Origin of the sequence: Blautia glucerasea, from assembly GCF_020537505.1 — a bacterium.
GTDB lineage: Bacteria > Bacillota > Clostridia > Lachnospirales > Lachnospiraceae > Blautia_A.
This window is the reverse complement of sequence record NZ_JAJBMO010000002.1, coordinates 1-26,052: the sequence shown is the minus strand read 5'-3', so window position 1 is coordinate 26,052 and position 26,052 is coordinate 1. Positions and strand designations below refer to the sequence as shown.

General features: G+C 41.9%; 25 protein-coding genes and 1 pseudogene. 2 read left to right on the top strand and 24 right to left on the bottom strand.

The annotated features are described in order from the left end of the window. Positions 1–44 precede the first annotated feature (44 nt). The 18 genes and pseudogenes from yqeK to LIQ05_RS01510 form a co-directional block, all read right to left on the bottom strand. Positions 45–650, bottom strand: a complete 606-nt coding sequence (gene yqeK / locus LIQ05_RS01595; protein ID WP_226818079.1) for a bis(5'-nucleosyl)-tetraphosphatase (symmetrical) YqeK — start codon at positions 648–650, stop codon at positions 45–47. 2 nt (positions 651–652) lie between these two features. Further along, positions 653–1,252 (bottom strand): nicotinate-nucleotide adenylyltransferase, encoded by a 600-nt coding sequence (nadD, locus tag LIQ05_RS01590; protein WP_264292702.1) that lies wholly within the window; start codon positions 1,250–1,252, stop codon positions 653–655. Between the two features lie 19 nt (positions 1,253–1,271). Further along, complete coding sequence (gene yhbY, locus LIQ05_RS01585) at positions 1,272–1,565, bottom strand: ribosome assembly RNA-binding protein YhbY (RefSeq protein WP_118580179.1); 294 nt, start codon at positions 1,563–1,565, stop codon at positions 1,272–1,274. Positions 1,566–1,593: 28 nt separating this feature from the next. Further along, positions 1,594–2,886, bottom strand: a complete 1,293-nt coding sequence (obgE, locus tag LIQ05_RS01580) for a GTPase ObgE (RefSeq protein ID WP_226818075.1) — start codon at positions 2,884–2,886, stop codon at positions 1,594–1,596. Between the two features lie 63 nt (positions 2,887–2,949). After that, positions 2,950–3,237, bottom strand: coding sequence for a 50S ribosomal protein L27 (rpmA, locus tag LIQ05_RS01575; protein ID WP_015542711.1), 288 nt, complete (start codon positions 3,235–3,237; stop codon positions 2,950–2,952). Between the two features lie 5 nt (positions 3,238–3,242). Next, entirely contained in the window at positions 3,243–3,566 is a 324-nt protein-coding gene (locus LIQ05_RS01570; RefSeq protein ID WP_226818073.1) for a ribosomal-processing cysteine protease Prp, read from the bottom strand. A gap of 12 nt (positions 3,567–3,578) precedes the next feature. Continuing rightward, on the bottom strand, positions 3,579–3,884 hold the full coding sequence (gene rplU / locus LIQ05_RS01565; protein WP_117853582.1) for a 50S ribosomal protein L21: 306 nt from the start codon (positions 3,882–3,884) through the stop codon (positions 3,579–3,581). Between the two features lie 219 nt (positions 3,885–4,103). Beyond that, positions 4,104–5,336, bottom strand: a complete 1,233-nt coding sequence (locus LIQ05_RS01560) for a ribonuclease E/G (RefSeq protein WP_226818072.1) — start codon at positions 5,334–5,336, stop codon at positions 4,104–4,106. A 20-nt stretch (positions 5,337–5,356) separates the two neighbouring features. Beyond that, positions 5,357–6,067, bottom strand: a complete 711-nt coding sequence (locus LIQ05_RS01555; RefSeq protein ID WP_226818071.1) for a TIGR03936 family radical SAM-associated protein — start codon at positions 6,065–6,067, stop codon at positions 5,357–5,359. After that, a complete protein-coding gene (locus LIQ05_RS01550) occupies positions 6,051–7,922 on the bottom strand; it encodes a TIGR03960 family B12-binding radical SAM protein (protein WP_226818070.1) in 1,872 nt (623 codons plus the stop codon). Before LIQ05_RS01550 ends, LIQ05_RS01555 begins: the two co-directional genes overlap by 17 nt. A 663-nt stretch (positions 7,923–8,585) precedes the next feature. Continuing rightward, on the bottom strand, positions 8,586–9,746 hold the full coding sequence (locus tag LIQ05_RS01545) for a hypothetical protein (RefSeq protein ID WP_226818069.1): 1,161 nt from the start codon (positions 9,744–9,746) through the stop codon (positions 8,586–8,588). A gap of 29 nt (positions 9,747–9,775) precedes the next feature. After that, positions 9,776–10,879, bottom strand: coding sequence for a tyrosine-type recombinase/integrase (locus LIQ05_RS01540; protein ID WP_226818068.1), 1,104 nt, complete (start codon positions 10,877–10,879; stop codon positions 9,776–9,778). 335 nt (positions 10,880–11,214) lie between these two features. Continuing rightward, on the bottom strand, positions 11,215–12,573 hold the full coding sequence (locus LIQ05_RS01535; protein WP_226818067.1) for a site-specific integrase: 1,359 nt from the start codon (positions 12,571–12,573) through the stop codon (positions 11,215–11,217). Next, a complete protein-coding gene (locus tag LIQ05_RS01530; protein ID WP_226818066.1) occupies positions 12,551–13,756 on the bottom strand; it encodes a tyrosine-type recombinase/integrase in 1,206 nt (401 codons plus the stop codon). Before LIQ05_RS01530 ends, LIQ05_RS01535 begins: the two co-directional genes overlap by 23 nt. 154 nt (positions 13,757–13,910) lie before the next feature. Then, entirely contained in the window at positions 13,911–14,576 is a 666-nt protein-coding gene (locus tag LIQ05_RS01525) for an RloB domain-containing protein (protein WP_226818065.1), read from the bottom strand. Further along, positions 14,576–15,874 carry an AAA family ATPase gene (locus LIQ05_RS01520; RefSeq protein WP_226818064.1) on the bottom strand — a complete coding sequence of 433 codons (1,299 nt, stop codon included), beginning with the start codon at positions 15,872–15,874 and terminating at the stop codon, positions 14,576–14,578. The genes LIQ05_RS01525 and LIQ05_RS01520 overlap by 1 nt, the downstream gene beginning before the upstream one ends. Positions 15,875–16,315: 441 nt before the next feature. Next, positions 16,316–16,765: pseudogene (locus tag LIQ05_RS01515) on the bottom strand (transposase); the annotation flags it as partial. Further along, on the bottom strand, positions 16,723–17,478 hold the full coding sequence (locus LIQ05_RS01510; RefSeq protein WP_226818063.1) for a hypothetical protein: 756 nt from the start codon (positions 17,476–17,478) through the stop codon (positions 16,723–16,725). The gene LIQ05_RS01510 and the pseudogene LIQ05_RS01515, both read right to left, overlap by 43 nt. A 31-nt stretch (positions 17,479–17,509) precedes the next feature. Here LIQ05_RS01510 and LIQ05_RS01505 point away from each other — a divergent pair, with 31 nt between their 5' ends. Next, entirely contained in the window at positions 17,510–18,379 is an 870-nt protein-coding gene (locus tag LIQ05_RS01505; RefSeq protein WP_195700260.1) for an AraC family transcriptional regulator, read from the top strand. Between the two features lie 448 nt (positions 18,380–18,827). Here LIQ05_RS01505 and LIQ05_RS01500 read toward each other — a convergent pair whose 3' ends face one another. From LIQ05_RS01500 to LIQ05_RS01475, 6 genes are read right to left on the bottom strand one after another with little or no spacing between them, the layout of a single operon-like run. Continuing rightward, on the bottom strand, positions 18,828–19,541 hold the full coding sequence (locus tag LIQ05_RS01500; protein WP_330633928.1) for a 2Fe-2S iron-sulfur cluster-binding protein: 714 nt from the start codon (positions 19,539–19,541) through the stop codon (positions 18,828–18,830). Next, entirely contained in the window at positions 19,538–21,082 is a 1,545-nt protein-coding gene (locus LIQ05_RS01495; protein WP_226818062.1) for an FAD-binding protein, read from the bottom strand. Before LIQ05_RS01495 ends, LIQ05_RS01500 begins: the two co-directional genes overlap by 4 nt. Continuing rightward, positions 21,079–21,618 carry a hypothetical protein gene (locus LIQ05_RS01490; protein ID WP_009203875.1) on the bottom strand — a complete coding sequence of 180 codons (540 nt, stop codon included), beginning with the start codon at positions 21,616–21,618 and terminating at the stop codon, positions 21,079–21,081. The genes LIQ05_RS01495 and LIQ05_RS01490 overlap by 4 nt, the downstream gene beginning before the upstream one ends. 10 nt (positions 21,619–21,628) lie before the next feature. Continuing rightward, a complete protein-coding gene (locus LIQ05_RS01485) occupies positions 21,629–22,147 on the bottom strand; it encodes a DUF6921 family protein (RefSeq protein ID WP_118608469.1) in 519 nt (172 codons plus the stop codon). A gap of 16 nt (positions 22,148–22,163) precedes the next feature. Then, positions 22,164–24,749, bottom strand: a complete 2,586-nt coding sequence (locus LIQ05_RS01480) for a heavy metal translocating P-type ATPase (protein WP_226818061.1) — start codon at positions 24,747–24,749, stop codon at positions 22,164–22,166. A 59-nt stretch (positions 24,750–24,808) separates the two neighbouring features. Continuing rightward, positions 24,809–25,168 carry an ArsR/SmtB family transcription factor gene (locus tag LIQ05_RS01475; RefSeq protein ID WP_015512809.1) on the bottom strand — a complete coding sequence of 120 codons (360 nt, stop codon included), beginning with the start codon at positions 25,166–25,168 and terminating at the stop codon, positions 24,809–24,811. 477 nt (positions 25,169–25,645) lie between these two features. On the opposite strand from LIQ05_RS01475, the gene LIQ05_RS01470 reads away from it, so the two are divergent. Beyond that, the gene (locus tag LIQ05_RS01470; protein ID WP_005337274.1) at positions 25,646–25,882 is read left to right on the top strand and encodes a DUF6061 family protein; all 237 of its coding nucleotides are present in this window, start codon (positions 25,646–25,648) and stop codon (positions 25,880–25,882) included. Positions 25,883–26,052: the final 170 nt, after the last annotated feature.

Genomic DNA, 26,052 nt, shown 5'->3' with positions numbered 1-26,052 from the left:
TTATTTAACAGTAAAAAAATCAGTTGTCAGTACATGGCGGAGTATTATTTATCAGATACGTTATTACGTTTATTATGCAATTTTTTATAATAAATATAAGCCTCCTTAGAAGTTGGCTCAATATCATCTGCAGAATCCTCTTCCAGATACTCCAGAGTATCCTTCAGGATTTCATACATACACTCATCCAGATCCTCAAAAGCCAGCTTGCGAATCGCTGGCAAACGGCTTGCCTTATAGCGCATAGGCTCAATATAATCCGCAATATAAATAATCTTTTCCAGAAGGCTCATCTCCTGTCTGCCAGTTGTGTGGTAGTTAATGGCGGAAAGAATCTCCTGGTCTTCAATCCCGTATTTCTCATGGGCAATATAAGCTCCAAGCCGGGAATGAAGAAGAAACGGATGCTCTTTTTCGAAATCAGAAACCGGAATATTGTGTTCGCTGCACATTTTCAGTTTCTTTTTATTAGGGATACATTTGGCACAGTCGTGAAGAAGACCAGCCACCTGTGCATCCTTGATGTCATATCCGTGAACCATAGCCAGACATGCGCTGGTGTACATAACGCCCATGGTATGCTGGAAACGGTCCTCGTCCAGATATTTAGCAAGCTTTTTCTCTATTTTTGCAAAATCGTAATCTGCCAAGGTTAGACTTCCTTCTTTCTGTAAATTCCATTCTCTTTCATGTAAGAGATAACTGGATCCGGAACGTAATACTTCAGACTTTTTCCTTTAGAAACCCAGCTGCGGATCTGATGACTGGACACATCAATATTCATAGTGTCCAGAAGGGTAAAGCGTCCCTCATATTCCGCAGAAAGACGCTTGATTTCCTGGTTTAATTCATCAGAGGACGCATGATCACGGACAGCCACAACAAGGGTGCAGGCCCTGCAGATACGTGCCGGTTCCTTCCATTCATCAAAGGTGAAAAGGGAATCCGCTCCAATGATAAAGTAATAGTCTGTATCCGGATTTTGTTCTTTTAACTCTTCCAGAGTCCGGTAGGTATAGGTATACCCGGTCTCATGCATTTCTGCAAGAGACAGCTCAAAATGGGGATTATCTTCGATGGCAAGCCGGACCATATCCACACGCTGGCCATCAGAGGCTCTGCCAGCCCGGTTCCGCTTATGAGGCGGGTTACCGGAAGGCATAAACAGAACCTTGTCCAGGTGAAGCTGTTCGAAGCTCTGTTCACCAAGGATCAGATGTCCCATATGGATGGGATCAAAGGTACCGCCCATGATCCCGATTCTTTTATGATTATTTTGGCAGTTCAATTTTCTTCTTCTCTTTTTTACCCTCGCGGTATAATACGATCTTCTTACCGATTACCTGTACAACCTGGGAATGGGTACGCTCTGCAAGTACCTGCGCCATTTCCTTAGGATCCTCCAGACAGTTCTGAAGCACGCTGATCTTGATCAGCTCTCTTGCTGCAAGTGCCTCGTCAACAGCCTTGGTGTTCTCCGGTGTAAGGCCGCCTTTGCCAAGCTGGATGATGGCATCCATTTTCATTGCCAGGCTTTTTAAATATGCTCTTTGCTTACTTGTCATAATTTATCTCCTGAATCTTACAAAACGATTACTTATAATAATCAAACTCAAATCCATACATACGGACGGTATCGCCCTCCTGGATTCCAGCAGCCTCTAATTCCTCCAGAATGCCGCCCTCCTTTAAGAAACGTTGGAAAAATGCAAAGCCCTTCTCAGAATCCAGATTGGTATAGCCAAGCATTTTTTCAATACGCGGTCCCTCTACGATGAATACAGACGGATCTTCTTCATCTGCCTGAACGGTAAATGGAAGGCTCTCATTGATCAGCATATCTTCTGGGAAGAACTCCTGCTCAAATACAATAGCCTTTTTCGGACAGCTGTCCAGAAGCTCTTTAATATGGAAAAGAAGCTCACGTATACCCTGTCCGGTAACTGCGGAAATCGGGTACACCTTGATACCTTTTGGCTCAAATTCCTTACGAAGCCTATCTACCGGATCCGCCTGTCCGTCGTCAAAAATACAGTCCACCTTATTGGCTGCGATTACCTGGGGACGTTTTGCAATCTCTGGATTGTATTTCTCTAATTCCTTAGTGATCTTATAAATATCATCAATAGGATCCCGTCCCTCTGTGGAAGCTGCATCCACAATGTGCACCAGAACTCTGGTACGCTCAATGTGGCGAAGGAACTCATGACCAAGGCCAACTCCCTCAGAAGCGCCCTCGATCAGTCCTGGGATATCTGCGATGATAAAACCGCCATTCTCCGTATCTACAACGCCAAGGTTCGGACTTAAGGTTGTGAAATGATAGTTGGCGATCTTCGGCTTCGCATTTGTAACACGGGAAAGGAATGTGGACTTACCAACATTAGGGAAACCTACCAGCCCCACGTCTGCGATCACCTTCAGCTCCAGGAGCACCTCAAGCTCCTGGAATGGCTGTCCCGGCTGGGCATATTTGGGAACCTGCATGGTAGGGGTTGCATAATGCTGGTTTCCTTTACCGCCGCGGCCACCCCGCAGAATCACCTGACGGCGATTGTCGCCGGACATGTCTGCAATTACCTTGCAGGATTCTGCATCCATGATAACAGTACCTTCCGGTACCTTTAATATGATATCGGCTCCATCGGCCCCGTGGCAGCGCTTCTTGCCGCCCTCCTGACCGTCCTCAGCCTTATATTTTCTCTTATGACGGTAGTCTCCGAGGGTATTCTGTCCCTCGTCTACCTCAAAAATAACGTCTCCGCCCTTGCCGCCGTCACCGCCATCTGGACCGCCGTCAGGTACATATTTTTCCCTGCGGAAGCTTACATGGCCGTCGCCGCCCTTGCCGGAACGGATATATATGGTAGCTCTGTCTGCGAACATTAAATCTCCTTTATAAGAAAAGGCTCCAAACCTTTATAGATTTGAAGCCCCTTGCTCAACTAATTACTCTGCCTCTACTGGCACGATAGAAACCTGTTTCTTATCGCGGCCTTTTCTGGTGAATCTTACAACACCATCGGTCAGTGCAAATAATGTATAGTCTTTTCCGCATCCTACGTTCTCGCCTGCATGGATCTTAGTTCCGCGCTGTCTGTAAAGGATGTTGCCGGCTTTAACAAACTGTCCGTCTGCTCTCTTCGCACCTAATCTTTTGGACTCGGAGTCACGACCGTTCTTTGTAGAACCAACTCCTTTTTTATGTGCGAATAACTGAAGGTTCATCTTCATCATTGTTGTTACACCTCCTTGACTCTTACTGTCAAATATCGATTGTTATAACTATGCTCAATTTCTGTTAATCCGAGAATCAGGGAATCCATAAGAAGCTTCCCTCGCTCAGTATTAGGATTTGTTTTAAAATGGATGGATACATAGCCGTCATCCTCTCTCACTTCAATCTCTTCCTCTGTAAACTCGTCAAGGGAATTTACTGTAGTGACGATCAAAGCAGATACGGCAGCACATACAATATCCTGTCCCTCTTCGGCATAGCCTGCATGTCCTCTGGACAAAAAATCCAGATAAGAGCCATTTCTCTTCTTAACTGTAATATTGATCATAACAGCACCAGATTAAGCGTTGATCTTTTCGATTTTAACTTTGGTGTACTGCTGTCTGTGACCGTTTTTCTTGTGATATCCAGTTTTTCTCTTGTACTTGTAAACGATGACTTTTTTAGCCTTTCCGTTTTCAACTACAGAAGCGGTAACACTGGCATCCTTAACGTCTTCTCCAACTTTTAATCCCTCATTGCTAACTGCAATTACGTTATCAAAAGTAACGGTTTCACCAGCTTCAACTCCGAGCTTCTCAACTCTGATTACGTCGCCTTCAGCAACTTTGTACTGTTTACCACCTGTTGCAATAATTGCGTACATTTGTGGCACCTCCTATAGACTTTACTCGCCAAATATGGTGGCCTCTCGGCTCTTAAACCTCTTTGTGCGGCATACTCGATTATAATAACAGGGAGATTTGGTTTCGTCAAGAGGTTTTGAAAAAAAAATTGTAAAAAAATAAAAATGAAAACCCATGTTTCTGGTTTGCTGTTTGTAATAATTTCGAAAATACGAAAAAGGAATTTCTTATAGTTTTACTTAGAGCGAATTCGAAAAATCTCCTGACTGTATCTGCCTGATTTCCTCTATAACTGGTCTTCTGACCTTCTTGCGTGTCATCTCCAGAATGTGAAGCGGCGTAATATCTATGGCTTTGCATTTCACCGGATCCTTCCTCAGATATTTCTGCAATACATGAAAAAGCTCGTCATTATGATCCGGGTTTGTCATATTAATAAAATCGATAAGAATAATTCCGGACAGGTTGCGAAGCCGTAGTTGTCGTGAAATTTCCTTAGCTGCTTCCAGATTGACTTTTCGATAGGTTTCCTCGGCTTTCTTTTTTCCAGTAAATTTCCCGCTGTTTACGTCGATGGAAACAAAGGCTTCTGTCTGCTGGATTACAATAAAGCCTCCGCTGTTCAGCCAGATTTTTTCCTTCTGAATCTCATCCAGCGCGTTTTCCAGGCGGGAAAGCTTGTATAGTGGAAGAAGCTTGTCCTGATAAAAACGGGCTTTGCTTTCTTCCTCCGGACTTGTTTCCTTCAAATAAGAAGTGATCTGCTGAAAAATTTCAGGATCATCTGTTACAATGTCCGTAAGATTTTCGCTGTAAATATCACGAAGAGTGGTAAGGTAAACCGGTTCTGTTTCGTAGAGAAGGCTGAAACAGGTGCGGCTTTTACCGTTGACAGCAACTTTTTCATACAGTGATTTCAAATAAAAAAGCTCCTGAAGGATTTCAGCCTTTTCAGCCTGGGCTGCGTTAGTGCGGACAATCAAGCCATAGTCCTTATCCGGACGTGCAGCCTCTGCTTCCAGCCAGCTGGATAAAATGTGGCGCTCCGTACCGGAGAGTTTTCCAGAAAGTCCAAATTTTTTTTCTCCTGTGGTGAGCACCAGATACTTACCTGTAAAATTTAAGTTTGCAGTCAGCGCGGGCAGCTTGCCCTTCATGGCATCACGGCTTACCTGTACCAGAATCTGGTCACCTGGACGCAAGGGACTGCCAGGTGCCTTCCCGGAGGCATAGATAACCTGCTCTGCTTCCTGAAGAGGAAAATAGCCGCGTACGCCAGGTGCAATAAGAACAAATGCTGCCTGGATATTAGAAGCAATATTTTCTACCTGACCCACATAAATATTTCCAAGAATGGACTGTCGGGCGGCTGTTTCCAGGCGAAGCTCCATAATCTGACCTTCTTCCTCAATTGCACAGGCATGGCATTTGTTACCGATAAGTTCCATGGTTGTTAGAATTAATTTTGTCACTTGATTCACCTGATTTAAGTCTATTGAACTTCCACGCCAAGGGATTCCAATGATACAAATTTATGTTTTTTCTCATTCCCAAGATCTGCATATACTTCCAGACGATGAATCATGCAGGCAAATTCTGGAAGCTCCTGTCCAAGCCAGGCGGTAAATGCATCAATTACGGCATCTGGTTTGGTATAGTTGGCACTTGCAGAAGCAAGACTTAAGAAAATGCGGTTGTTATTCTGTAAATTCATTTTGTAAATAAAAGGTCTGATGTCTACCTGTTTTTCGCCTTTTTTTGTTTCTTTTGTAACAAGGATCTCAGGCTGCTTTAAAAATTCCGTAATTCTTGTCTGCCATCCATCTGCCGGTGCTTTTCCAGGACGGAACTCTACCAGATAATCAGCTGCTGCCACCAGGGACATTGCCTTGCTTGCTTTTCCATCTTCCACCTGACGGGCACTCAAAACACGAATACCATCTACCATCTGGCTGTTAAGACGCTGACAGATTTCATCGGTTGGAATCGTAACGGTAAGCTCCATATCGAAATATTCCCCTGTGCTGGTCACGCCAACTCCAAGAGGGGCAGCAAAGGACATGATCATATGAGGGCTGTAACCTCCTGAAAAAGCAATTGGAAGCTCAGCGCGGCGGATGGCTTTCTGGAAATAGCGCATGGTGTCAAGATGACCTACAAATTTCATAGGCCCTTCTTTTGTAAATTTAATTCTTACCTTCATAACATACGCCTCCTTCATAACGTCTTGCTCCGCAGCCTGCACATTTCTGACGGCAGTTTGGTGTAACTACTTCGCCTTTTGCCTGTTTCCACTCACGGATCAGGAACTCCTTGGTAACACCTGCATCTATGAAATCCCATGGGAGAATTTCATCCGTGCTTCTCTCTCGGAGTGTGTAGAATTCAATGTCAATTCCTGTTTCTGCAAAAGCCTCTTTCCAGATGTCGTAGCGGAAGCTTTCTGACCAGGCATCGTAGAGGGCACCTTTTTCATATGCTTTTAAGATAACTTCAGAAGCACGGCGGTCACCTCTTGCAAGGAAGCCTTCCAGTGTAGTTACATCCGGTTCATGCCAGTTGTACTTAATACTCTTCTGGTTCAGCTGTGCACGGATTTCTTCTTTTACTACTTTTGCCTTATCAATAAAATCCTGTTCTGTATACATTGGAGCCCACTGGAATGGGGTAAATGGCTTTGGCACAAAGAAGGAGGTGCTGACTACGATCTGAACCTTTCCATGGCGTTTTTTCTTGGGAACGGTATCGTAATATTCTTCTGCAATGCGCTCAGCCAGGTGTGCGATTCCCTTCATATCTTCTTCTGTTTCGGTAGGAAGTCCCAGCATAAAGTAAAGCTTTACACGGTTCCAACCGCCAATGAAGGCTTCTTTCGCGCCGTGGAGGATCACTTCCTCTGTAAGCCCTTTGTTAATTACGTCACGAAGTCTCTGGGAACCTGCTTCCGGGGCAAAAGTAAGGCTGCTCTTCTTAATATCCTGTACTTTGCTCATAACATCCAGGGCAAAAGCATCGATACGAAGTGACGGCAGGGAAATATTTACACCTGCGGACTTAAATTCGTCAATTAGAAAGTTTACCAGCTCTTCCAGGTGTGTGTAATCGCTGGAACTTAAGGAACTGAGGGAAATCTCCTCGTGACCGGAGTTCTTCAGCATGGCTCTTGCAGACTCTTTCAACTCCTCCACGTCACGTTCACGGAGCGGTCTGTAGATCATACCTGCCTGGCAGAAACGGCATCCACGGATACATCCACGCTGGATTTCCAGAGTGACACGGTCCTGGGTGGCCTTGATAAAAGGAACCACTGGTTTCTCAATTGGACAGTATCCCTTGTCCATATCCACGATCAGCTGCTTCTGGACCTTCTGGGGAACTCCTGGGCGGTTGGGAGCAAAGGAAGCAATGGTACCGTCTTCCTTATAGGCAACATCATAAAAGGCTGGAACATAAATTCCCGGAATCTGAGCTGCTTTCATAAGGAAGTCTTCCCTGCTGCCTCCTGCTGCCTTATTGGCCTTATATGCGTCAAAAAGAGCATCATAGACAGTCTCACCCTCTCCAATATAAAACAGGTCGAAGAACGGGGCCAGTGGCTCTGGATTATATGCACATGCACCGCCGCCAATGACGATAGGACATGATTCATCTCGCTCCTTTGCCATAAGCGGAATCTGGGAAAGATCCAGTGTCTGCAGCACATTGGTATAGCACATCTCGTATCCAAGTGTAATGCAAAGGAAATCGAACTCTTTCACCGGATCCTGGGACTCCAGGGCGAACAAGGGGATCTTCTGCTCCCGCATGATCTTGTCTAAATCAAGCCATGGGGAATAGACACGCTCACACCAGACGTCTGGGCGTTTGTTGAACATATTGTAGAGTAGCATCATGCCAAGGTTAGACATTCCTATCTCATAGACATCCGGGAAGCTAAATGCGACTCTAGTGGTCACTTTATCCTTGTCTTTCATAATAGAGTTGACTTCCCCGCCGATATAGCGGGCTGCTTTGTCAACACTAAGCAATATTTCGTCACTAAGTGCTAATTTTCTCATACTATTCCTTTCGATAATTGTGCATATACAACAATAAAACCATGAATTTTTAGGAAATGTAACTTGCTGTAATATGCGTTTTAGGACTCAAAAATCTGTCTTTTCGTTCTAAAAATCTGAAAAACAGAGGGGCACTTTTAAGCCGGTTTTTTGGTTAAAAATGGGTTTGGTCACTTTTTTCTATTTTCAAGCAAAAAAATAACCTCAGCATCTGGAAATGCGTGAGACCATTTTGATACCGGAAAACAGGACCATTAACAGTGTTTTTATTATAAACAGAAACGCTTAGAAGTTCAAGTATATAATTTTTATTCGGGAAAATTCAGAAAATCATGGGATTTTTCGCATTGAAATGACCATTATATAGAAAATCCGGCTAGAATAACAGGAAAAAAGTATAAAATATCGGGTAGTATCAAGGAATGCTATAAAATGTTATTTAGTGCTATTTCGTGTTATTTCGTGTTATTTAGTGTTATTTATTATATCTTGTTAGGATTGACGGAAATTATAAAATTCCTGTTTGGTCACTTTCCTGCTGTAAATATTTATTCCTATATTATGAAGAAAAAAATGAAAGCCATCCCTTTTAAACACGCATGATGAAATGCGGTAGTTTTCAAGAGATGGCTTTCATTTTGCTTTCATATATTGGCTGGCTGATTATTTCATCAATTCTATCAGGTCACTTCTGTCAATTGGAATTTTTGGAATCTCGCGTGGCTGAGGCTGTCCGGAATTTTCAGCCCCAAGGGTTTCGGCAAATCGTTTCATGCTGCTGGCTGATAACTTTATTCTTCGAAGTTCTTTCCACGGAAAGGTAGGAAACGGACATTTGGCGCAGATCCTGGCGTAAGGCTTGTTGATAAAATTATTTTGTCTCTGGAAACCGTTTCGTCCCCAGATCAGGTATCCGGAAGGATTGAAATCCGGGGCTGTTTTCTGACAGGCTTCCAAGCGTTCCCTCTGGAGCCGGATCTCGTCCATCACAAAATCGGCCAGGTATACCATTTTCGTGTTTTCTTCCGGGATGGTGATGGTATCCGTTCGATTGGGAAGATCATCTTTTACGGGAAGCTGCAGGCAGATGGTCTGGTTGTAAAAATGAATATCCCGGAACGTGACCGTAAGGATTTCTGAAATCCTCAGGCCGGCAGTGGATGCCAGAAGCATGGGAAGATAGAGAACCGGTGTTTCCAGTTTGCAGATCTGCAGCATTTGGAGAAGCTGCTGTGGAGAATAGGTACCGGAAGGGACTTCGTAATAATTATGCAGATCCTCTTCTGCTTTTTTTCTTTCTTTCATTATGCGGACTGCATCCGCACTGTTATCCTGCGTTGTACAGTAATGGTTCCGTGCATCCCGGAAAAAACAGGTTACAGCATCACATACCCTGTAAAATTCGGAAGATGGAACTTTTGCAAGGATATCCATCAGATCGCTGGCAGTCACGTTGTCCATGAAATGTTTTCCGAGGACCGGAAGAATATAAGCTGCAATAGACCGGTTGTACGCATCGTCAAAACAGTAGGAATGAGTCCAGTATGCATGGAATTCCTGTACGGTACACTTAAAAACAGTAATCCGCTTTTCTTCCACCTGTTTTTTGTAAACTGGATACATAGCCTCGGCTTCTGCTTCTGTATCGTAATATTTCGTCTGAACCATTTTGCGGCGTCCTGATTCGAAGGTGCAATTCATACGGTAACAATACTGGTTTCGGGCGGTAATGTAAAGCGGATGGGCTGAAAGCGTTGCCAAGACCAGGTTTCCGTTTGAGAAAATGTCTTTGAGTTTTGTCGGGTTGATCGTGTTCTGTGGCATTTTATCATTTTCCTTTCTGTTATGGATTTTTATGAGGTCCCTAAAAAGCGTTCCATTTTAACCCCTCCGGTAAGCTTTTGGATTTCTTCCCAGGGGCAGTCTTTTTCTAACAGGATCCAGACAAACATATCACGGAGATCATACATGGTGATAACGGGAAGTCCATTCTTTTCCGTGACGTATTTTAATCTTGTATTAAGGGTTTCCAGGGTTTTTACTTTCCCACGGCTGCTGATGCAGAAGTTATCATTATCCTTTTTATCCGGATGGGTGCGAAAGAAACACATATTTTTTTCCTGCCGGAGGACAAGTTCCTCACAGACAAAATCCGGGATCTGAAAAGAACGGTACCGGTCTCCTTCCAACTTCTTACAGCTGTATTTGGAATCTGCTGATTCAGAAGGAAGGCGTCCATCTTTTGTATATTGTTTATGGATGTTTAAGGTTTGGGTGCTGGAATCGAAGTTGTTATAAGTAAGTCCAAGGATCTCACCAGGACGCAGTCCGCAGAACAGTGCCAGAAGAAACTCCAGGCGGTGTGCATATGGATCTTCATGTATGGCATTCAGGAATAATTTCAGCTGTTCTTTGGTATAAATACGAAGGCTGGATTTCGGTTCTTTGCGTTCTGTGATGTCAGATGCCAGGTATGTTTCAAGGAATCCCTGGTTCCAGGCAGAATAAAGAATCCTGTATAATAATTTATAGACGGCATATTCTGCACTTGCACAATAGTTCCTGCAGGATTCGATCAGGTTTTCAATGTATTCTGCATCTGCATATGGAAGAAGCGGATCGGCAGTGACCCGGGGCAGAATAATATGGTAGATGATCCAGTGGTATTTTACTTTTGTGCTTCCACTGGTACTCGCCGGGACGTAGAGCTTTTCATACCAGTGTTTGAGATATTCCGTGAAAGTAAATGGACACGGGCTGGATGCTTTCAGCTTTGCAAGCTCTTTTGGGAAAAGGCGGCTGGTTTTCTCATACGCTTTTTCTGCATTGTCCCGTGTCAGAAATCCTGTGCGGGTACGGTGTTCAATGGTCTTGGCGTTAAAGTTTACAACCAGAGTATGGCAGCACCATAAATTTTTGTGTGAGAAAAATACATTCTCTTCTGCTTTTTTCTGCATAAAGGACCTCCTGCTTATATAAGGCGTAAAAACATCAGTGCCGACTGATGGCTGGCATTCGAACCAGTATTTTTCTGCCTTTATTACTATTATGTCGGATTTTGAAATCCTGTTTTTGGAAAAAAATAATTTAGCTGATTTATCTTTTTAAATAAAATCATTTTATAGACATATATAATATGTATGAAAATGATAGAAAAGGCTTATTTTTATAAGAAAACATTGGAAAAACTAAGTTCGGCTGAATTGGAGTCAAAAGCGCCTGTTTATACAGAAGAAAAAGACACACAATATAACAGATTGTTACACTGTGCGTCTTATAAAGAAATGAAAGTTTAAATTTTATCCGAAAAATATTTCATATATGCCGAGTCGTCCGGAAGGGCATACATCTTACGGCTTCTCTTTGCAGGGGATTCTGGCAGAAGTCCATAAAGTAAGACATACTCTTCCATCTGTCTGCTGAGGTCATAGACCAGTGGCTGATGCTCTACATATACAGTATTGGTAAAATCCGGACTGGAATGCCCAAGGTTTTTTGAAATGGCTTTCATGCTGACTTTTTCGTTGGCCAGGATGGTAGCATTGGAATTGCGCAGTTTTCGCCAGTCGATCTTTGGAAAATTGTATTTCTTTAACAGACGCTGATACGGCTTTTTGTAAAAATTTTGTCCATAGGGCAAACCATTTTTGCGGCAGCAGACATAGCCCAGATCACAGAAATCCGGTTCTGTGGCCCGGTTGTGTTCATAACGCTGCCGTTCCAGCAGGATCTCTGTCAGGACATAATCAGGCAGTACAATTTTCCTGCGGCTGTTTATCGTTTTCAGCTTCTTTTCCTGGAATTGCATGGAGTGGTAGTTTTTATCAGGATCTGCATCCTTTGTGCGTCCAAGCTGGGTTTCGATAGATGCGCATTTGTTCAGAAAGTCAATATTCTCATATTTCAGGGCCCTGAGTTCCGAAACCCGGAGCCCGGTTGCAGTCGCCAGCAGCATGGGCAGGTAAAGGGATGGTTCTTCCTGCCGGCATACATTCTGGAAACGGCTCAGCTGCGCAGAGGAATATACTTTTGCAGCCTGTTTCCTGGCTGCGGGTGTGGACAAAAGACGCTGCTCTTCTGCCCTCTTCAGCCGGTTCACTTCTGCGGTGATTTTCATGGCAATGTTACAGGAAATATAATTTCTGTCCCTGGCAATCTGCATGGAACTGCTGACAACCGCACAGGCGAGCCTTCGCACATTGGGGGACGGAATCCCAAGCAGAACCTGGATGAGATCTTTCCGTTTCAGGGAAGGCAGGGAAATGGTACCCAGTGCAGGATCAATATAATTCAATATTATGTTCCGGTATGTCATATAGGTATTGTATGAAATATCTTTTTCGTCCCACATATAATACCAGAGCCAGTAATTATAAAATTCTTTTACGGTATAAGAATACGGGACAAACTGCTTCCGGCAGATCTGAATGAGTGCTTCATCTCTGGCAAGCTGGGCAGCTTTCCGGGTGGGAAAGCCACTGCGCTGGATCGATTTTGAAACTCCCGACTGGAAAACAAGTTTAAAACGGAAACTGTATCTTTTACGGGACTTTATATAACTTATACTTCCTCCGGGAAGACAGGAGACAACGCTTCCTAAAAAGAAGGTATCTTTCACAGATGGTTTTTCAATGTATTTTCCCTTGGGCATGGGAAACCTCCTTTCCCAGACTGCCCTGGATTTCAAAAACCGGATCCAGGGTGTTGTTTAATGCGTTTTCAATTTCATTATTTTCATCAGTAAAATCGCAGCAGAATGCGATGGTGGAACTGAGTTTTGTGTGTCCAAGGATATGGGAAATGTTTTCGATATCCACTCCCATTTCTGCCAGTATATAGGCAGACATATGGCGGAGATCGGTCATACTAAGAGCTGGCAGAAGGGCCGCCCTTGTGATGTCTCTAAGTGCTGCACCTGGGGTAGAGGTGGATTTTATTCTGGCAGTGGCGCCAAGGCAGACATAATCCTGAAATTCTGTTGTATCAGGATTGGCTTCCAGGATCAGCCGGTTTTCTTTTTTACGTTTGGAAAGCTCCTGGAAAATGAAATCTGGTATTTTCAAGGTTCGGTTCTGGGCAGTTCCAAAAAGGTTCTTAAATGTTGGATTGTCAAGATGAGCCCTGTTATCGGTACAGAGCCGCTGAATAGTTAAGGTATGTTCTTTGGAATTGAGGTCTGAATATTTCAGTCCCAGGATTTCTCCTGTAGAAAGTCCGCAGAAAAGGGCAAGGAGGATTTCCAGATAAGAGGATGTTGTGGAAGCCTGATCAAGCAGTTTCCGGATCTGTTCGGTGGAAAGGAATACGGATTTATGCTGAGGATTCGGATAGTGTTTTAGCTTGGGAAATTCTTTTTCCGGAATATAATTATTCTGGTAAGCGGACCATAAGATGATATTTAAGAGTTTGTAGGCATAATAGCCTCCATTCTGGCAGTATCCCTGGCAGGAATCCAGCAGTTTATTCAGAAACTCCTCGCTGACGCAGTCCAGGAGTATGTCATTCTGAAGATGTGGAAGGATGATCTGGTATAGGACCCAGCGGTATTTGAATAAGGTACTTTTGCTGGTGGAATAAGGGGTATAGACTTCACGGAACCAGTAGTCCAGATATTCAGAAAAGGTAAACGGGATCTTCCGGGACTTTTTCAGCTGCTGGATCTGGCTGGAATAGGCCTCCAGGGATTTCTGGTAGCTTTCTTCTGCTTCTTCTTTTGAAGGAAAACCGGAATGGCATTTGTATTCGATGGTACAGATAAGGGGATTTACTGTCTGGGTGATATGTCCCCATGAACCGTCTTCAGCCTGGAATACAGGTGTTCTTTTTTCTTGCATTGTTTTGCGCTTCTCCTATGTGTATTTTTATGTAAAGGAAAAAGGACGATAAATAAAAAATGTATAGTGCAGTGGGAACACTATACATTTCAAAAATTCCTTTTTCGCCAAACATACTTTGGAAATTTGGGAATATGTTACCAAAACCATTCCTTCAGTTTTCCTTATTTTCCAGAAATTCAATGGCTTCAAAAACATTGGAAAAGGTCATACATTTTCTGAGCAGCCACTGATTTCGTATGTCAGTATCTTCTAAACATGGCATACCTTCATCCAAAAGTCTTGCCAAAGTCTTTTTGGCATATTTCACTGCAATCGGATAATCTTTTGCAATCTTTGCAGTGATTTCTCTATTTCCCTTTTTATATAAAGGCTCTTCTAACTTTAGGTCAGAAATCACTTTCTCTTTCTCAGCAGTAGTTTGCAAAGAAGGCGTATAATATCTGCGGTGCAGCATGAACCAATATTCAATACACCCCGTTGTCATTAGCAGACGAACACGCGTATTCTTATTCCTGCCAAATTTCCTTAAGCGTTTTATTATTTGATACCGTTCATTTACTTTATCAATATCCTTTGTTTCAACATCAAAGAAGAACCAAATTTCGTTAATAACCTCTTTATAGTCTCTGTACAATGGATCTTTAGCAAAACGATCACTTGCTCTGTCAAATAGCCCAGTTTCTTTCGGATACTCAATTACAGCCACATCACTGAATTTATGCTTCAAAAATTCAGTATATGCCTGTTCACTTTCTCCTTCACAAAACACTCTGATAATAACTTTACCAGATCCTCTGCCTCCAGTTTTTCTTGCCATTATTCTACCTCTTCAATCTCAATGTTAGGAGTGGCACCATATTTTCCAACCAAATAGCCTTTCCGGATATTATCGGTTGTCTTGGTAACAAAATCAGTCACGCTGTAAAGCTCAGATGAGCCATCAGACCTTTTTTTATCTGCAAAATAAATCTGATCTTTTCTCATAAACTCTAAATTCATAAGTTCAGTGTTATGCGTGGTGAAAATAATCTGGCCACCATTGGGATTGCTTTTTTTGCTTTGAAACTTTGCAATAATGAAATTAACAAGCATAGGGTGTAATTCCCTCTCTAATTCGTCTACTAATAAAATGCCTCCTTTATTAAGGACAGACTCAATTGCAGGTGCAATTGACATCAATTTCCTTGTTCCATCTGATTCATCCTCCAATTCCAGATGATATAGTTTGTCCTCACCTGCAGCATTAATGCCCTTATGCCTGGTTTTCGCTTTTACCTGGCTCATTTTCAGCTGTCCTTCCGAATTGTTGGAAGTCTCAGACAAAATCTGGATAAATGATGTCAGCGCAGCCTTCATGCCTTCTGGAATATCATCAGGAAATTCAAGATTGTTTCCAATTTCCTTGTTTTCTACCTCAAACTGCATCTCTTCAATTCCAAAGTCTGCTGTTTTTGCATAATCCGAAATAGCTTTAAGCATATTGCTGTCATTGTAATATTCCAGCAGCTGCCTCGGAATGTCGGTATAATCCCTGGAAAAGAAAATATCTTCCCGAAACCATTTCATTGCATTAATACATATCGTATCATTCATTGTACACGCAACTGAGAAAAACAGCTGGTTTTCAGCTACCGTTTCACTTATTAATTTTCTCCTTGCTTTATCCTCAGTAAACGTAAATTTCTGTCCTTCTCTGACAAATACCTGGGCTTTTTGTCCTTTGGGTGCATGATATAAAGACTCTCTTACTATTTTTTGCTTCGTTGCAGAAAATGAATACCAATATTTTATACCGCCATTAATATAATCAAATTCAAACTCTGTTGGTTCATTTGCAGAATAATCATTGAGTGCAAAAGGTACTACGGGAACCGCAGCTTTTTCATGCTGTGTTCTCTGTGCATTTCGAATAAACTGAACAGCTAACCAAAATGCCCGGATTACGTTACTCTTGCCTCCACCATTTTTTCCATAAATGGCTACACCTGGTAATACCTTCATATTATTTTGTTCGATCAGACAGCTTTTAAACGATGCAAGTCCAACTGCCTCCATAGAAAGAATAGCTTCATCCCTGAAAGATCTATAATTTTTAAATCGAAATTCTACTAACATATTTTTGCACCTCCGATATTATTATATCCATAATATGCAGGAAATTCAATTTAAATTATTATTATTTTGATTTTTTTCGCCTTGATTTCTTAGATTTTTCTTTATAGTTGTTCTCTTCCTTCTTCCATAATATTTGTTGCTGAATTGGAATCCGAGCTTCCAGTTTGCAAGTTTAAGTTCAGATTTAGCTAATCGCTTGCAAAAGTAAATTCTGGCAAATCAAAATATCATGATTTTTATGGAAGTTAGTTTTGCAAAGTTCTTCAAAACTGGAATTTACTATTAGAAACAAGTTGTTTTATGCTTCATATGCTGATATTCTTTTTTGAGATCTTAATCCTCTGAAAAAAGAGTCACGTTAAGCGGAGGTCGAATTTTATTTCTTTTTTCGCAAGATCAAATTCCACCCCTCATTCGGTTCAGTATTTCTTCCGAATGGCGCTACGTTTTCTTATTTTTCAGTAATAGAGATGTAAGGCTAATCTCGTTAGCGGGAATGGATTTTATTCCTAACTTGTCAAGAATATCCCCGCCATTAATGAAGCTGAACAACTGGTGTGCCGACTGGTTATTCAGTTTTTTTCTGTTATATGAGTTGATATGACTCATCATAAGATTGATATCATCCTGAGTTAAGTTATCAAAAGAGGTTTTCTTCGGAAGCACACGACGAATCATCTCATGTGTAACTTCACAACCACCTTTTTGATCAGAACGCTGTGGATCACAATAAAAGATATGTGTTCTGCGACCATTGCCCTTATTAAATTCGATTGCCAGCGGGTTAGTAAATTCACTTCCTCTGTCTGTCAAAATCACCTGGAAGAGGCTAGTGAATACTTCATGTCTTAACTGTTCATACAACCAGTCAAATATTTCTGTAGCTGCTTGTTTTTGATATACTGGTGATGGATTTCCAGCACACGGGTACAGGGAGTGAAGTCTTTATAGGTAAGGCCAAGTATCTCTCCTGTATGCAGGCCGCAGAACAATGCAAGAAGGAATTCCAGACGGTGAGGGCAGGAACTGCTGTATACCGCATTCAGAAAAATTTTAAGCTGTTCGCTGGTATAGAGTAATACGGTTGTTTGGGGCTTTTTATAAGCGGCAGGTGAAGGTGCGGGATTGCAGCTGACTTCTCCGTGTTTCCATATATCATCTGAAAAAAGCTGCAGCAGTTTGGCTACGGCATATTCGGTACCTTTGCAATAAGCTTTGCAGGCATTGATCAAATCTTTTAGATATTTGGCATCGACATTGTGAAGAAGCGGATCTGTTGTAATGTTGGGATCGATTAGGTTGCGGATGACCCAGCGATTCCTTATAATTTCATTTTTGCTGCAATTATATGCAAGGTATATTTTATAAAAATAATAGCTCAGGTATTCGTTGAAAGTAAAAGGGCAATGGTTGGCACTTTTCAATTCCACAAGTTCCTTTGTAGAAATACGTGCTGCTTCTTCGCAAAGTGTTTCAGCTGTACTGCGCTGCAAAATGCCGTTATGGGTAACGGAACGGATTGTCTGCGATTTAGGGTCTACTGTTCTGGTGCGATAGCTCCATAAATGTTCATGTGATAAAAATACGTCTTCTGTTCGGTTCATAAAATCCTCCTGAAAAAATAGATAAGACAAAATGTTCAAAGGTAATCTGCGGCAGGCTGCCCAGGCAGGAAAACGTGTTGCCTTCATCATAAATATGTCTGATCATGACTTTTTTGAAATGATCTTCGTCCAGAGCGGAGGCTGTATCAATTATATCTTCGACCGTAATATTTCCATGCAAACAGGAGATATCTGTATTATGGCATCGGATATTACCCATTCTTTAAGTGCTTTCCATGATAAAGACGTCATTATGAATATTCTTATACGAAAAAGCACTTTTGAACAGTCGTTTTTCGGACTTCTGGATGATAATACCATTCTTTCTGACTTCTTCAAAAGAACTTTCTATCAGACTTCAGAAATTCCCTATCTTCTTTTTCATACAGGAAAAGATTCCGTTCTTTCTGACCTCATTGACCGTGCATATACGGAATGTGCACAGCCAAAACGATATAGAAAACAAATGGTCAATACTCTGCTTTCTCTGTTTTTCATCAATCTATTTCGCCGTCATGAACAACATACAGAGCTTTCTGGTATCCATCCGAACTCTTCAGAGAAAAATCTGATGTATATTCTCCGTTATATGCAGGCTAATTATAAGACAGTTTCACTGAAAGAACTTTCTTCAATTTTTAACTACAGTGAACGTCAGTTACAGCGTATTATTCAGAATGCTACCGGACATACATTTATTGAAAATATTCAGAATCAGAAAATGAAACAGGCCGCTGATCTTTTACAAAACAGTACACTTCCTGTTTCAGAAATCAGCGAACGAACAGGTTTCCAGTCCTTGAATAACTTCAGAAAAATTTTTTTCAAATATTTCAATATGACACCATCTGAATACAGAAAAACGTGCACCACAAAGCACACGTTATCCATAAGTTTGTAGAAAAATCCTATAGCAATAAACAAATTAATAGAAAGATATTGCTTGCAACGTTCCTGCAATTTCAGATCACCGGAAAATATCCGCACCGACATGGATTCGTTGCGACTACGAAATTGATACAATTTAACGGTGCACACCCTTGTGAACACCCCTGTTCGCCTTTCGTTAAATAATTAAAATAGGCTACTCTTTTGCATATTTCTGATCAGCCTGTTTCTTCCATAAAAAAAGAGACATTGACATAATTTGATCAATATCTCTTCTGCTGCTTTGCTGAGACATGTTCTTCCGACTGGATATACTCTCTCAGGGAAGCATCAAATTCATCCTTGACGGAATCCAGTCCATAATAAAACCGCTACCACACCGAAACAAAGGATATGTCTCTATTTTTGGTAAAACCATAGATGTAGGTTAATCATGTTTTTTTTAATCAGCGTTTTGATACTCACTGTCTTCCCCAAATAGCTACCGAATTTGACCTCACGATCAATTCTTCGACAGGCAGACCAATCGGGCAAATGTTATGGCAAGCTAATGATTTCCCGCATCCCTCAAAATAATTTTCCTTATATTGAGTTGAAACCTCATTCCGATGGCTTATTTCCTGTTCTTCATTCAGAATCCGAAAAGCGTTGACCGCTGCAACCGCTCCAGCAAAAGTACCCTTTGAAGAAAAGTTTGGACAAACCTCAAGGCAGCACCCGCACATCAGGCAGCGAGCCGACTGATACCTCGGTTCGTGTGTAAATTCAATCATATAGGCTTCGCTTTCCAACCAAAGGTTTAGTTTCTTCAAGTTCTCAAACAGGAATGACCGGTCAACAATCAGATCCCTGACAAGAGGAAACTTACTGAGTGGTTCCAGTGTAACGGTACTGCTCTTTAGCATATTCAAAAATGTAGAGCAGGCCAGCCGGGGAAGTCCGTTGATCAGCATGGCACACGCTCCGCATTTACGTACCATACAACCGCATTCCCATCCAATAGGAGCAGCCGTATTCCCACATGCATCTGTCAGTGGGCTACGACTATTCAATTCGTTTAAGACAGCGGCAATAGAACTATTTTCACTTCCGCCAAACTCAAATTCCTGCCAATAGCTGTCTGATTTCTGATTCTCTTGTCGCCGAATCCGTACTTTATATACCAAGTTAATCACCGCCTCTCTGGAACAGACATAAAGGAAATTTGTATCTGCTTTCCGTCAAATCGTGCCACCGTCGTTTTGAGAAAATCCCTGTTGTTGCATTCAGGATAATCCTCCCGCCAGTGCGCTCCCCGGCTTTCTTTTCGGGCAAAGGCGCTTTGGAGAACTGCAAGACCAAGCAACGGCAGAGTTCCTTTTAGTTCCTGCACTTTCCGAATCCCTTTTAACAGGGAATTTCCATTTCTAACAACCCCAAGAGAATCCTGCATAGCCTGATTTAATTGTTTTGTTCCCACAATTTCCTGCACTGGTGGAATATCTATCTGCGCCGCACAAGATAAAACTACGCCGTCAGCTTGTTCGCAGGCTGACTTTGCCGCAACACGTCCTCCGTACAATGCGCCCAACAGGGAATTACCACCCAGACGGTTTGCACCATGATATTGGGCACAGCATTCCCCGGCAGCATAAAGATTCTGAATCGACGTTCTGTGCTGTTCATCCACAAGAATACCACCCATGAAGTAGTGGATTCCTGGCAAAACAGGCACCGGTTCCTTCCGGATATCCTTATGCAGATATGTCATGCAGTCATCTGCTAAGCCAGACAGCTTATTTGAAATGACCTCCTTCGATATTTCCGTCATATCAAGAAATACCTCGGATTCATGGCTGACCTTCCATATTTCTCTGGCGGTAATATCACGGGGCATCAGATTTCCAAGCTCCGGGTATTTTTCCTCCATGAAATACCACGGCTGATTGTTTCTGAGAGCAAACAGCCTGCCGCCTTCCCCTCTAGCTGCCTCGCTGATAAGCATACGTTTCCCGCCGCATTCCACAGTAGTCGGATGATACTGGATCATTTCACCATTTGCCAGAGGAACACCAAGCCGGAACAATTCTGCGGTTACTTCTCCCGTATTGGACAGCGAACCTGTTGTATTCCCAAACAATCCGTGCATACCACCGGAGGCAACAATGACCGCATTCCCCGGTAATTCCACAATTTCCTGACTGTATTCATCCCTGATTACGCAGCCACAACAAATATTGCCACACAGATGAAGTGTTAGGAAAGAATGATGGCTGAACCGTTCTACCATACCAGATGCTTCTTTCCTGCGAACAGCGTCTATCATAGCTGTCATAATCTGCTTCCCGGTATCGCTCTGTGCAAAAGCAGTCCGTTTCTTTTTCTGCCCGCCAAAATTCCGCAGATCCACATCATCATAGCCACTCATGTTAAATTTAACTCCAAGTTTTAGCAGCCAGTGCACCAGCTCCGGTGCTGCCTGTGTCATTCCCCAAACTGCATTTGGATCTGCCAGACCACATGCTGCCTTTATTGTATCTGTAAAATGTTCTTCGGGACTGTCGTTTTCATCTTTTGTATTCAAAGCTGCGTTGATACCGCCCTCCGCCATAACAGACTGTGCCCGCTCTGACGGAAGGGAGGAAACCAGTTTTACATTGCATCCATTTTCCGCTGCCTGCAAAGCCGCTGAAAGTCCTGCCAGTCCAGCACCTATAATAATAATTGTCTTACTCATAGATATTGCCACCCAATATAATATAAAATAACCGCTCCCGCTATAAAAAGAAGAAGCACCGAAAGGATCAAATAAATATCACTCCTTCGTTCTTTATAACTGATGATTCCCAGTGATACGAGCAATGGGCGGATATTGATAAAAATATGGACAAAGATTGCCGCTACGAACAAAAGCTGAGTTACCATCTTTACAGTTGTAAAAGGGAACAAAATATATGTCCCATTCTGCACCTTTCCAAACAAGCCAATATGGAATAACAGCAGAATCAGTATTGCCATCCCACTGGCTCGTCTCGCCCAAAATATGACGTTTTGTTTCAGATACATTTTTCCTGATTGCTTCGCTGTCTGTAAACTCTGAACTGTCAGGATGACACCAATCACCGTATGCACAACAAGAATACCAACACCAATCCATGCAAGAAGTTTCCCTGCACTACTTCCAACTCCGTTCAGCATAAAGCTGCCCATGATTCCATGAATCATAAAAATGAGAAGCATTAAAACAGACAAAATCGTATTCCATTTTCTCATAAATTCCCGCTCACCTCATTTCTTCGCTGTCCATGATCATATAGTCCATCTGTGTTAGCGTTGTAACGTCAATAAAATCATCCGATGCCAGGAATACATCATACTTTCCACTTACCACTCTTGATAGCATCATTGTGTTACTGTACTCTTTCAGATCTACGGAAAAACCGGCCTGTTTCAACCTGTCACAGAGTTTCTTAGCATAACTGACAAGCGGATAATCCGTCTCAGATACATATAACCGAAAACTAATGTCCGTTTTCATGAGATCTGTTTCATTTGTTTCTGAATCGTCCAGTGCCAATTCTTTTAATTTATTCCGGGTGTTCTCGTTGTCGAGACCATCTGACATCATATTAATACCGAGAACATAAGAGCCTTCCAACTGTGCGGAGGCTTGAGCCGCCTTTTTTGACTTCGGTGTTGCTCCTGTGATTGCATCAATCATAGAGGGCGGTGAGTGCAAAAGTGCACCGAAACCTGCAAGAAAAACAATTGTAACTGCTAACAGAATCAATTTCCGTTTCACATTGCCACCTCGTTTCTTATTTTTTCAAAATCCTCATTGCGTTCAAGACGGCAATTATGGTAACGCCTACATCACCAAATACAGCTTCCCACATTCCAGCTATACCCAGAGCACCAAGGATCAGGAACACACTCTTAATTCCAAGGGCAATCACTATATTCTGCATGACAATTTGCTTTGTCGCTTTTGCCACATCAATCGCATCCACCAGCTTAGATGGTTCATCTGTCATCAGAACCACATCCGCAGCTTCAATGGCCGCATCTGAACCAAGACCACCCATTGCGATACCAACATCCGCACGAGCAAGGACAGGAGCGTCATTGATACCATCACCAACAAAAGCTAATTTGCTTCCCTGTCTCTTTTTACTGTCTAAAAGCTCAACCTTTTCCACTTTTTGATCGGGAAACAGTTGTGCATAATATTCATCCAACTGCAATTCTTCCGCAACAGCCTTTCCGATTTTTTCATCATCACCAGTAAGCATGACTGTTTTTTCCACACCGATATGTTTCAAATCAGAAATTGCTTTTTTGCTGTCCGGCTTTACTTCATCTGTTATCAGAATGCATCCGGCATATTGACCATCTACTGCTACATAAACCTTTGTACCAACTTTTTCACAGGCTGTGTACTCCACATGCTCTGAATCCATAAGTTTCGTATTGCCGGCATAAACTTTCTTCTTTCCTGCCATGGCACTGATTCCATATCCGGAAATTTCCTTGTAATCAGAGATAACTGATTGGTCAATTTCTTTTCCATAAGCAGAGAGAATGGATTTTGCAATAGGATGGTTAGAAAAGCTCTCTGCCTGGACCGCATACTCCAGAACCTGTTCTTTTGAAAATCCATTTGCAGGCAGAATATCAGTCACATTGAAAACACCCTTTGTAAGTGTTCCAGTTTTATCGAACACAATAATGCTGACATTATTAAGCGCCTCTAAATAATTACTTCCTTTTACAAGAACACCTCGTTTAGATGCCGCACCAATACCTCCGAAGAAAGTCAGCGGGATTGAAATGACCAATGCACATGGGCAAGATACCACAAGGAAAACAAATCCTCTGCGAATCCACTCTGTCCAACCTCCACCAAGAAGGATCGGTGGCAGAATTGCCAGAATAGCTGCTAAGATTACAACAATAGGAGTGTAATAACGTGCAAATGTAGTAATGAAATTTTCTGTTGGTGCTTTTCTACTGGACGCATTCTCCACAAGATCAATAATCTTTGAAGCAGTAGATTCACCAAATGCTTTCGTTGTCTTAATCGTTAAAACACCCGTCTGATTCATACAACCGGAAAGTGCTTCGTCTCCTTTATGAACGCTTCTCGGAACCGATTCTCCAGTTAAAGCCCTCGTATCCAGCATAGAATCTCCATCCAATACCACACCGTCTAATGGGATTTTTTCACCAGGCTTTACAATAATAATTTCACCAATGGCAACACTTTCAGGAGATATGGTAATCAATTCTCCGTTCCTTCTGACTGTAGCACAATCCGGACGTATATCCATTAAATCTGATATAGATTTTCTGGAATGCTCAACAGCCAATGATTGGAAAAATTCACCAACTTGATAGAACAGCATAACAGCAACTGCTTCCGGATATTCACCAATGACAAAAGCACCAATCGTAGAAACGCTCATCAGGAAATGTTCATCAAACACACGTCCCTTTGAAATATTCCTCACAGCTTGCCATACAACATCCCCGCCAAGAATAATATAGGAGACAATAAGAAAAACTAACTCGACAGGCAGTGGCACTTTCGCAAAAACTGTCAATGCCATACCAATACCATAGATTGCTGCGCCAATCGCTAAACGAATCGTCAACTTCTTGTCCTCATTATTATAGGATGTATTGGTATCCTGTTTTTTTGCAGGTATATAGTATTCCTGTGCAATTTCGGAAACTTCTACATCTGGCTCATGGCTGTGGACAATCGTTTCAATCTGACTGGCTATTGTATTTGCGGCAACTGGAGCAACATTGATTGTCAGCGTCTGCTTCATCAAATTTACAACTGAGGATTGTACTCCATCCAATTCTCCGACTTCTTTTTCAATTTTTGCGGAGCAGTTCGGACAGTCCAACCCTTTTAACAAATAACTCTTTGTAACGGGGATAATTGTTTCTTCCTGAACCTCCACACCCGGCTCATGGCTGTGGACAATCGTTTCAATCTGACTGGCTATTGTATTTGCGGCAGCTGGAGCAACATTGATTGTCAGCGTCTGCTTCATCAAATTTACAACTGAGGATTGTACTCCATCCAATTCTCCGACTTCTTTTTCAATTTTTGCAGAACAATTCGGACAATCCAATCCTTTTAACGAATAACTCTTTGTAACATTCATAACGGTTTCTTCCTGAACTTCCACATCGGGCTCATGACTATGAACAATCGTTTCAATCTGACTGGCTATCGTATCTGCGGCTGTCTGAGTAACATTGATTGTAAGCGTCTGCTTCATCAGATTTACCACTGAGGATTGCACTCCATCCAACTCTCCGACTTCTTTTTCAATTTTTGCGGAACAATTTGGACAGTCCAACCCTTTTAATAGAAATATGCGTTTCATGATAATCTCCTTATAATTTGTTTAATTGTTCAATTACTCAACTATAATATTAAAAAATATTATTTCTGCCAAAGATGCTCAAATCCCTTGTCAATAATCTCTTTCACATGATCATCTGCCAGCGAGTAGTAAACTATCTGTGCTTCTTTACGGAATTTTACCAGATTCGCTAGGCGTAATGCCTTTAACTGATGCGAAATTGCAGATTTTGTTACCCCCAGTAGCACTGCAAGATCACATACACACATCTCACTCTGTTCTAGAGCGTGTAAGATTTGTACTCTAGTTCCATCTCCAAATAGCTTAAACAAAGAAGCCAACTGGATATAATCATCTTTTGGCTGCATCTTGGATTTCACATCATTCACAATATCCTCATGAATTACATCGCAATTACAAATATAAGACGTTTTTGACATATATTCACCTCCAAATAATAGTTGAACAATTACTCAACTATTATTATACTTATTTTTAAATTAATGTCAATAAGCTGATGTTAGTTCCCCATAAATTTTACAATTAAAACCAGCTCTTTATTCTTTTCTTAATCTTTTTTTCCCAGTATACCGTTTTGGCTTTCTTGTCACACTTCCTGTAAATTCCGATTGAGATTTCACCTGTTTTAAGAGATTTAATAACTGTTATATTTTGTTATTAAATTCACTGTAAATCCTTGAAAACACTGGATTTATCGCAGGTGAGCTTTCCCTTATTGTTTCCCTTGTGTTATATCTTCCCGTATAAGTTTACGAACTCTGATAAGGGAAAATACAAGGGCAAGAAAAATCTATAAAACAGTATAACACAAAATAAAACTGACATGGTGAACTGATTGAAATGCTTCTTAATTTTTACAATTAATGGTTGATTGAATAATAAGGAGATGGGATACGATGAGAACAATATTTGCAGAATACAATCCACAGTGCAACAGTATTGATGTTTATACCAGTGCCGGCTATATGCTTCGCATTGACTGCTGGGAAGCTGAAAAGAATTTAAAGACTACACCTGGATCAGAATGTGCTTTGACATCTCTTGCAATTGATGAGCCATTAGAATATGCAAGGTTATATCTTGATGGAAATTTGCAGATGTGGGTAGATGCGGAAGATTCACTTGAACTTTAATATTTCGAGACTGTGAGAAAAAGTCTGTAAATAAGATTCTTCTATGATATGCAAGGGTGGTGAGCTTACAGTTTGAGCTTTTCACCCTTGTTTTATATATAACAGTTGTTGAATGGCATGTCAAGAGCAGGCGGTTTTCCGCCTGTCTTGATCGTCGGTTTACTCGTTAT

Excerpts from the sequence above, each read along its gene's own strand:
- LIQ05_RS01570 (WP_226818073.1), bottom strand. The coding sequence starts at position 3,566 with ATGATCAATATTACAGTTAAGAAGAGAAATGGCTCTTATCTGGATTTT.
- rplU (WP_117853582.1), bottom strand. The coding sequence starts at position 3,884 with ATGTACGCAATTATTGCAACAGGTGGTAAACAGTACAAAGTTGCTGAA.
- rpmA (WP_015542711.1), bottom strand. The coding sequence starts at position 3,237 with ATGATGAAGATGAACCTTCAGTTATTCGCACATAAAAAAGGAGTTGGT.
- LIQ05_RS01475 (WP_015512809.1), bottom strand. The coding sequence starts at position 25,168 with ATGTCAAAAACGTCTTATATTTGTAATTGCGATGTAATTCATGAGGAT.
- LIQ05_RS01470 (WP_005337274.1), top strand. The coding sequence starts at position 25,646 with ATGAGAACAATATTTGCAGAATACAATCCACAGTGCAACAGTATTGAT.
- LIQ05_RS01495 (WP_226818062.1), bottom strand. The coding sequence starts at position 21,082 with ATGAGTAAGACAATTATTATTATAGGTGCTGGACTGGCAGGACTTTCA.
- LIQ05_RS01550 (WP_226818070.1), bottom strand. The coding sequence starts at position 7,922 with ATGAGAAAATTAGCACTTAGTGACGAAATATTGCTTAGTGTTGACAAA.
- LIQ05_RS01540 (WP_226818068.1), bottom strand. The coding sequence starts at position 10,879 with ATGCAGAAAAAAGCAGAAGAGAATGTATTTTTCTCACACAAAAATTTA.
- LIQ05_RS01520 (WP_226818064.1), bottom strand. The coding sequence starts at position 15,874 with ATGTTAGTAGAATTTCGATTTAAAAATTATAGATCTTTCAGGGATGAA.
- LIQ05_RS01505 (WP_195700260.1), top strand. The coding sequence starts at position 17,510 with ATGTTCAAAGGTAATCTGCGGCAGGCTGCCCAGGCAGGAAAACGTGTT.
- LIQ05_RS01480 (WP_226818061.1), bottom strand. The coding sequence starts at position 24,749 with ATGAAACGCATATTTCTATTAAAAGGGTTGGACTGTCCAAATTGTTCC.
- yhbY (WP_118580179.1), bottom strand. The coding sequence starts at position 1,565 with ATGACAAGTAAGCAAAGAGCATATTTAAAAAGCCTGGCAATGAAAATG.
- LIQ05_RS01535 (WP_226818067.1), bottom strand. The coding sequence starts at position 12,573 with ATGCCCAAGGGAAAATACATTGAAAAACCATCTGTGAAAGATACCTTC.
- LIQ05_RS01490 (WP_009203875.1), bottom strand. The coding sequence starts at position 21,618 with ATGAGAAAATGGAATACGATTTTGTCTGTTTTAATGCTTCTCATTTTT.
- obgE (WP_226818075.1), bottom strand. The coding sequence starts at position 2,886 with ATGTTCGCAGACAGAGCTACCATATATATCCGTTCCGGCAAGGGCGGC.
- LIQ05_RS01525 (WP_226818065.1), bottom strand. The coding sequence starts at position 14,576 with ATGGCAAGAAAAACTGGAGGCAGAGGATCTGGTAAAGTTATTATCAGA.
- LIQ05_RS01530 (WP_226818066.1), bottom strand. The coding sequence starts at position 13,756 with ATGCAAGAAAAAAGAACACCTGTATTCCAGGCTGAAGACGGTTCATGG.
- LIQ05_RS01510 (WP_226818063.1), bottom strand. The coding sequence starts at position 17,478 with ATGAACCGAACAGAAGACGTATTTTTATCACATGAACATTTATGGAGC.
- LIQ05_RS01545 (WP_226818069.1), bottom strand. The coding sequence starts at position 9,746 with ATGCCACAGAACACGATCAACCCGACAAAACTCAAAGACATTTTCTCA.
- nadD (WP_264292702.1), bottom strand. The coding sequence starts at position 1,252 with ATGGGCGGTACCTTTGATCCCATCCATATGGGACATCTGATCCTTGGT.
- LIQ05_RS01555 (WP_226818071.1), bottom strand. The coding sequence starts at position 6,067 with ATGAAGGTAAGAATTAAATTTACAAAAGAAGGGCCTATGAAATTTGTA.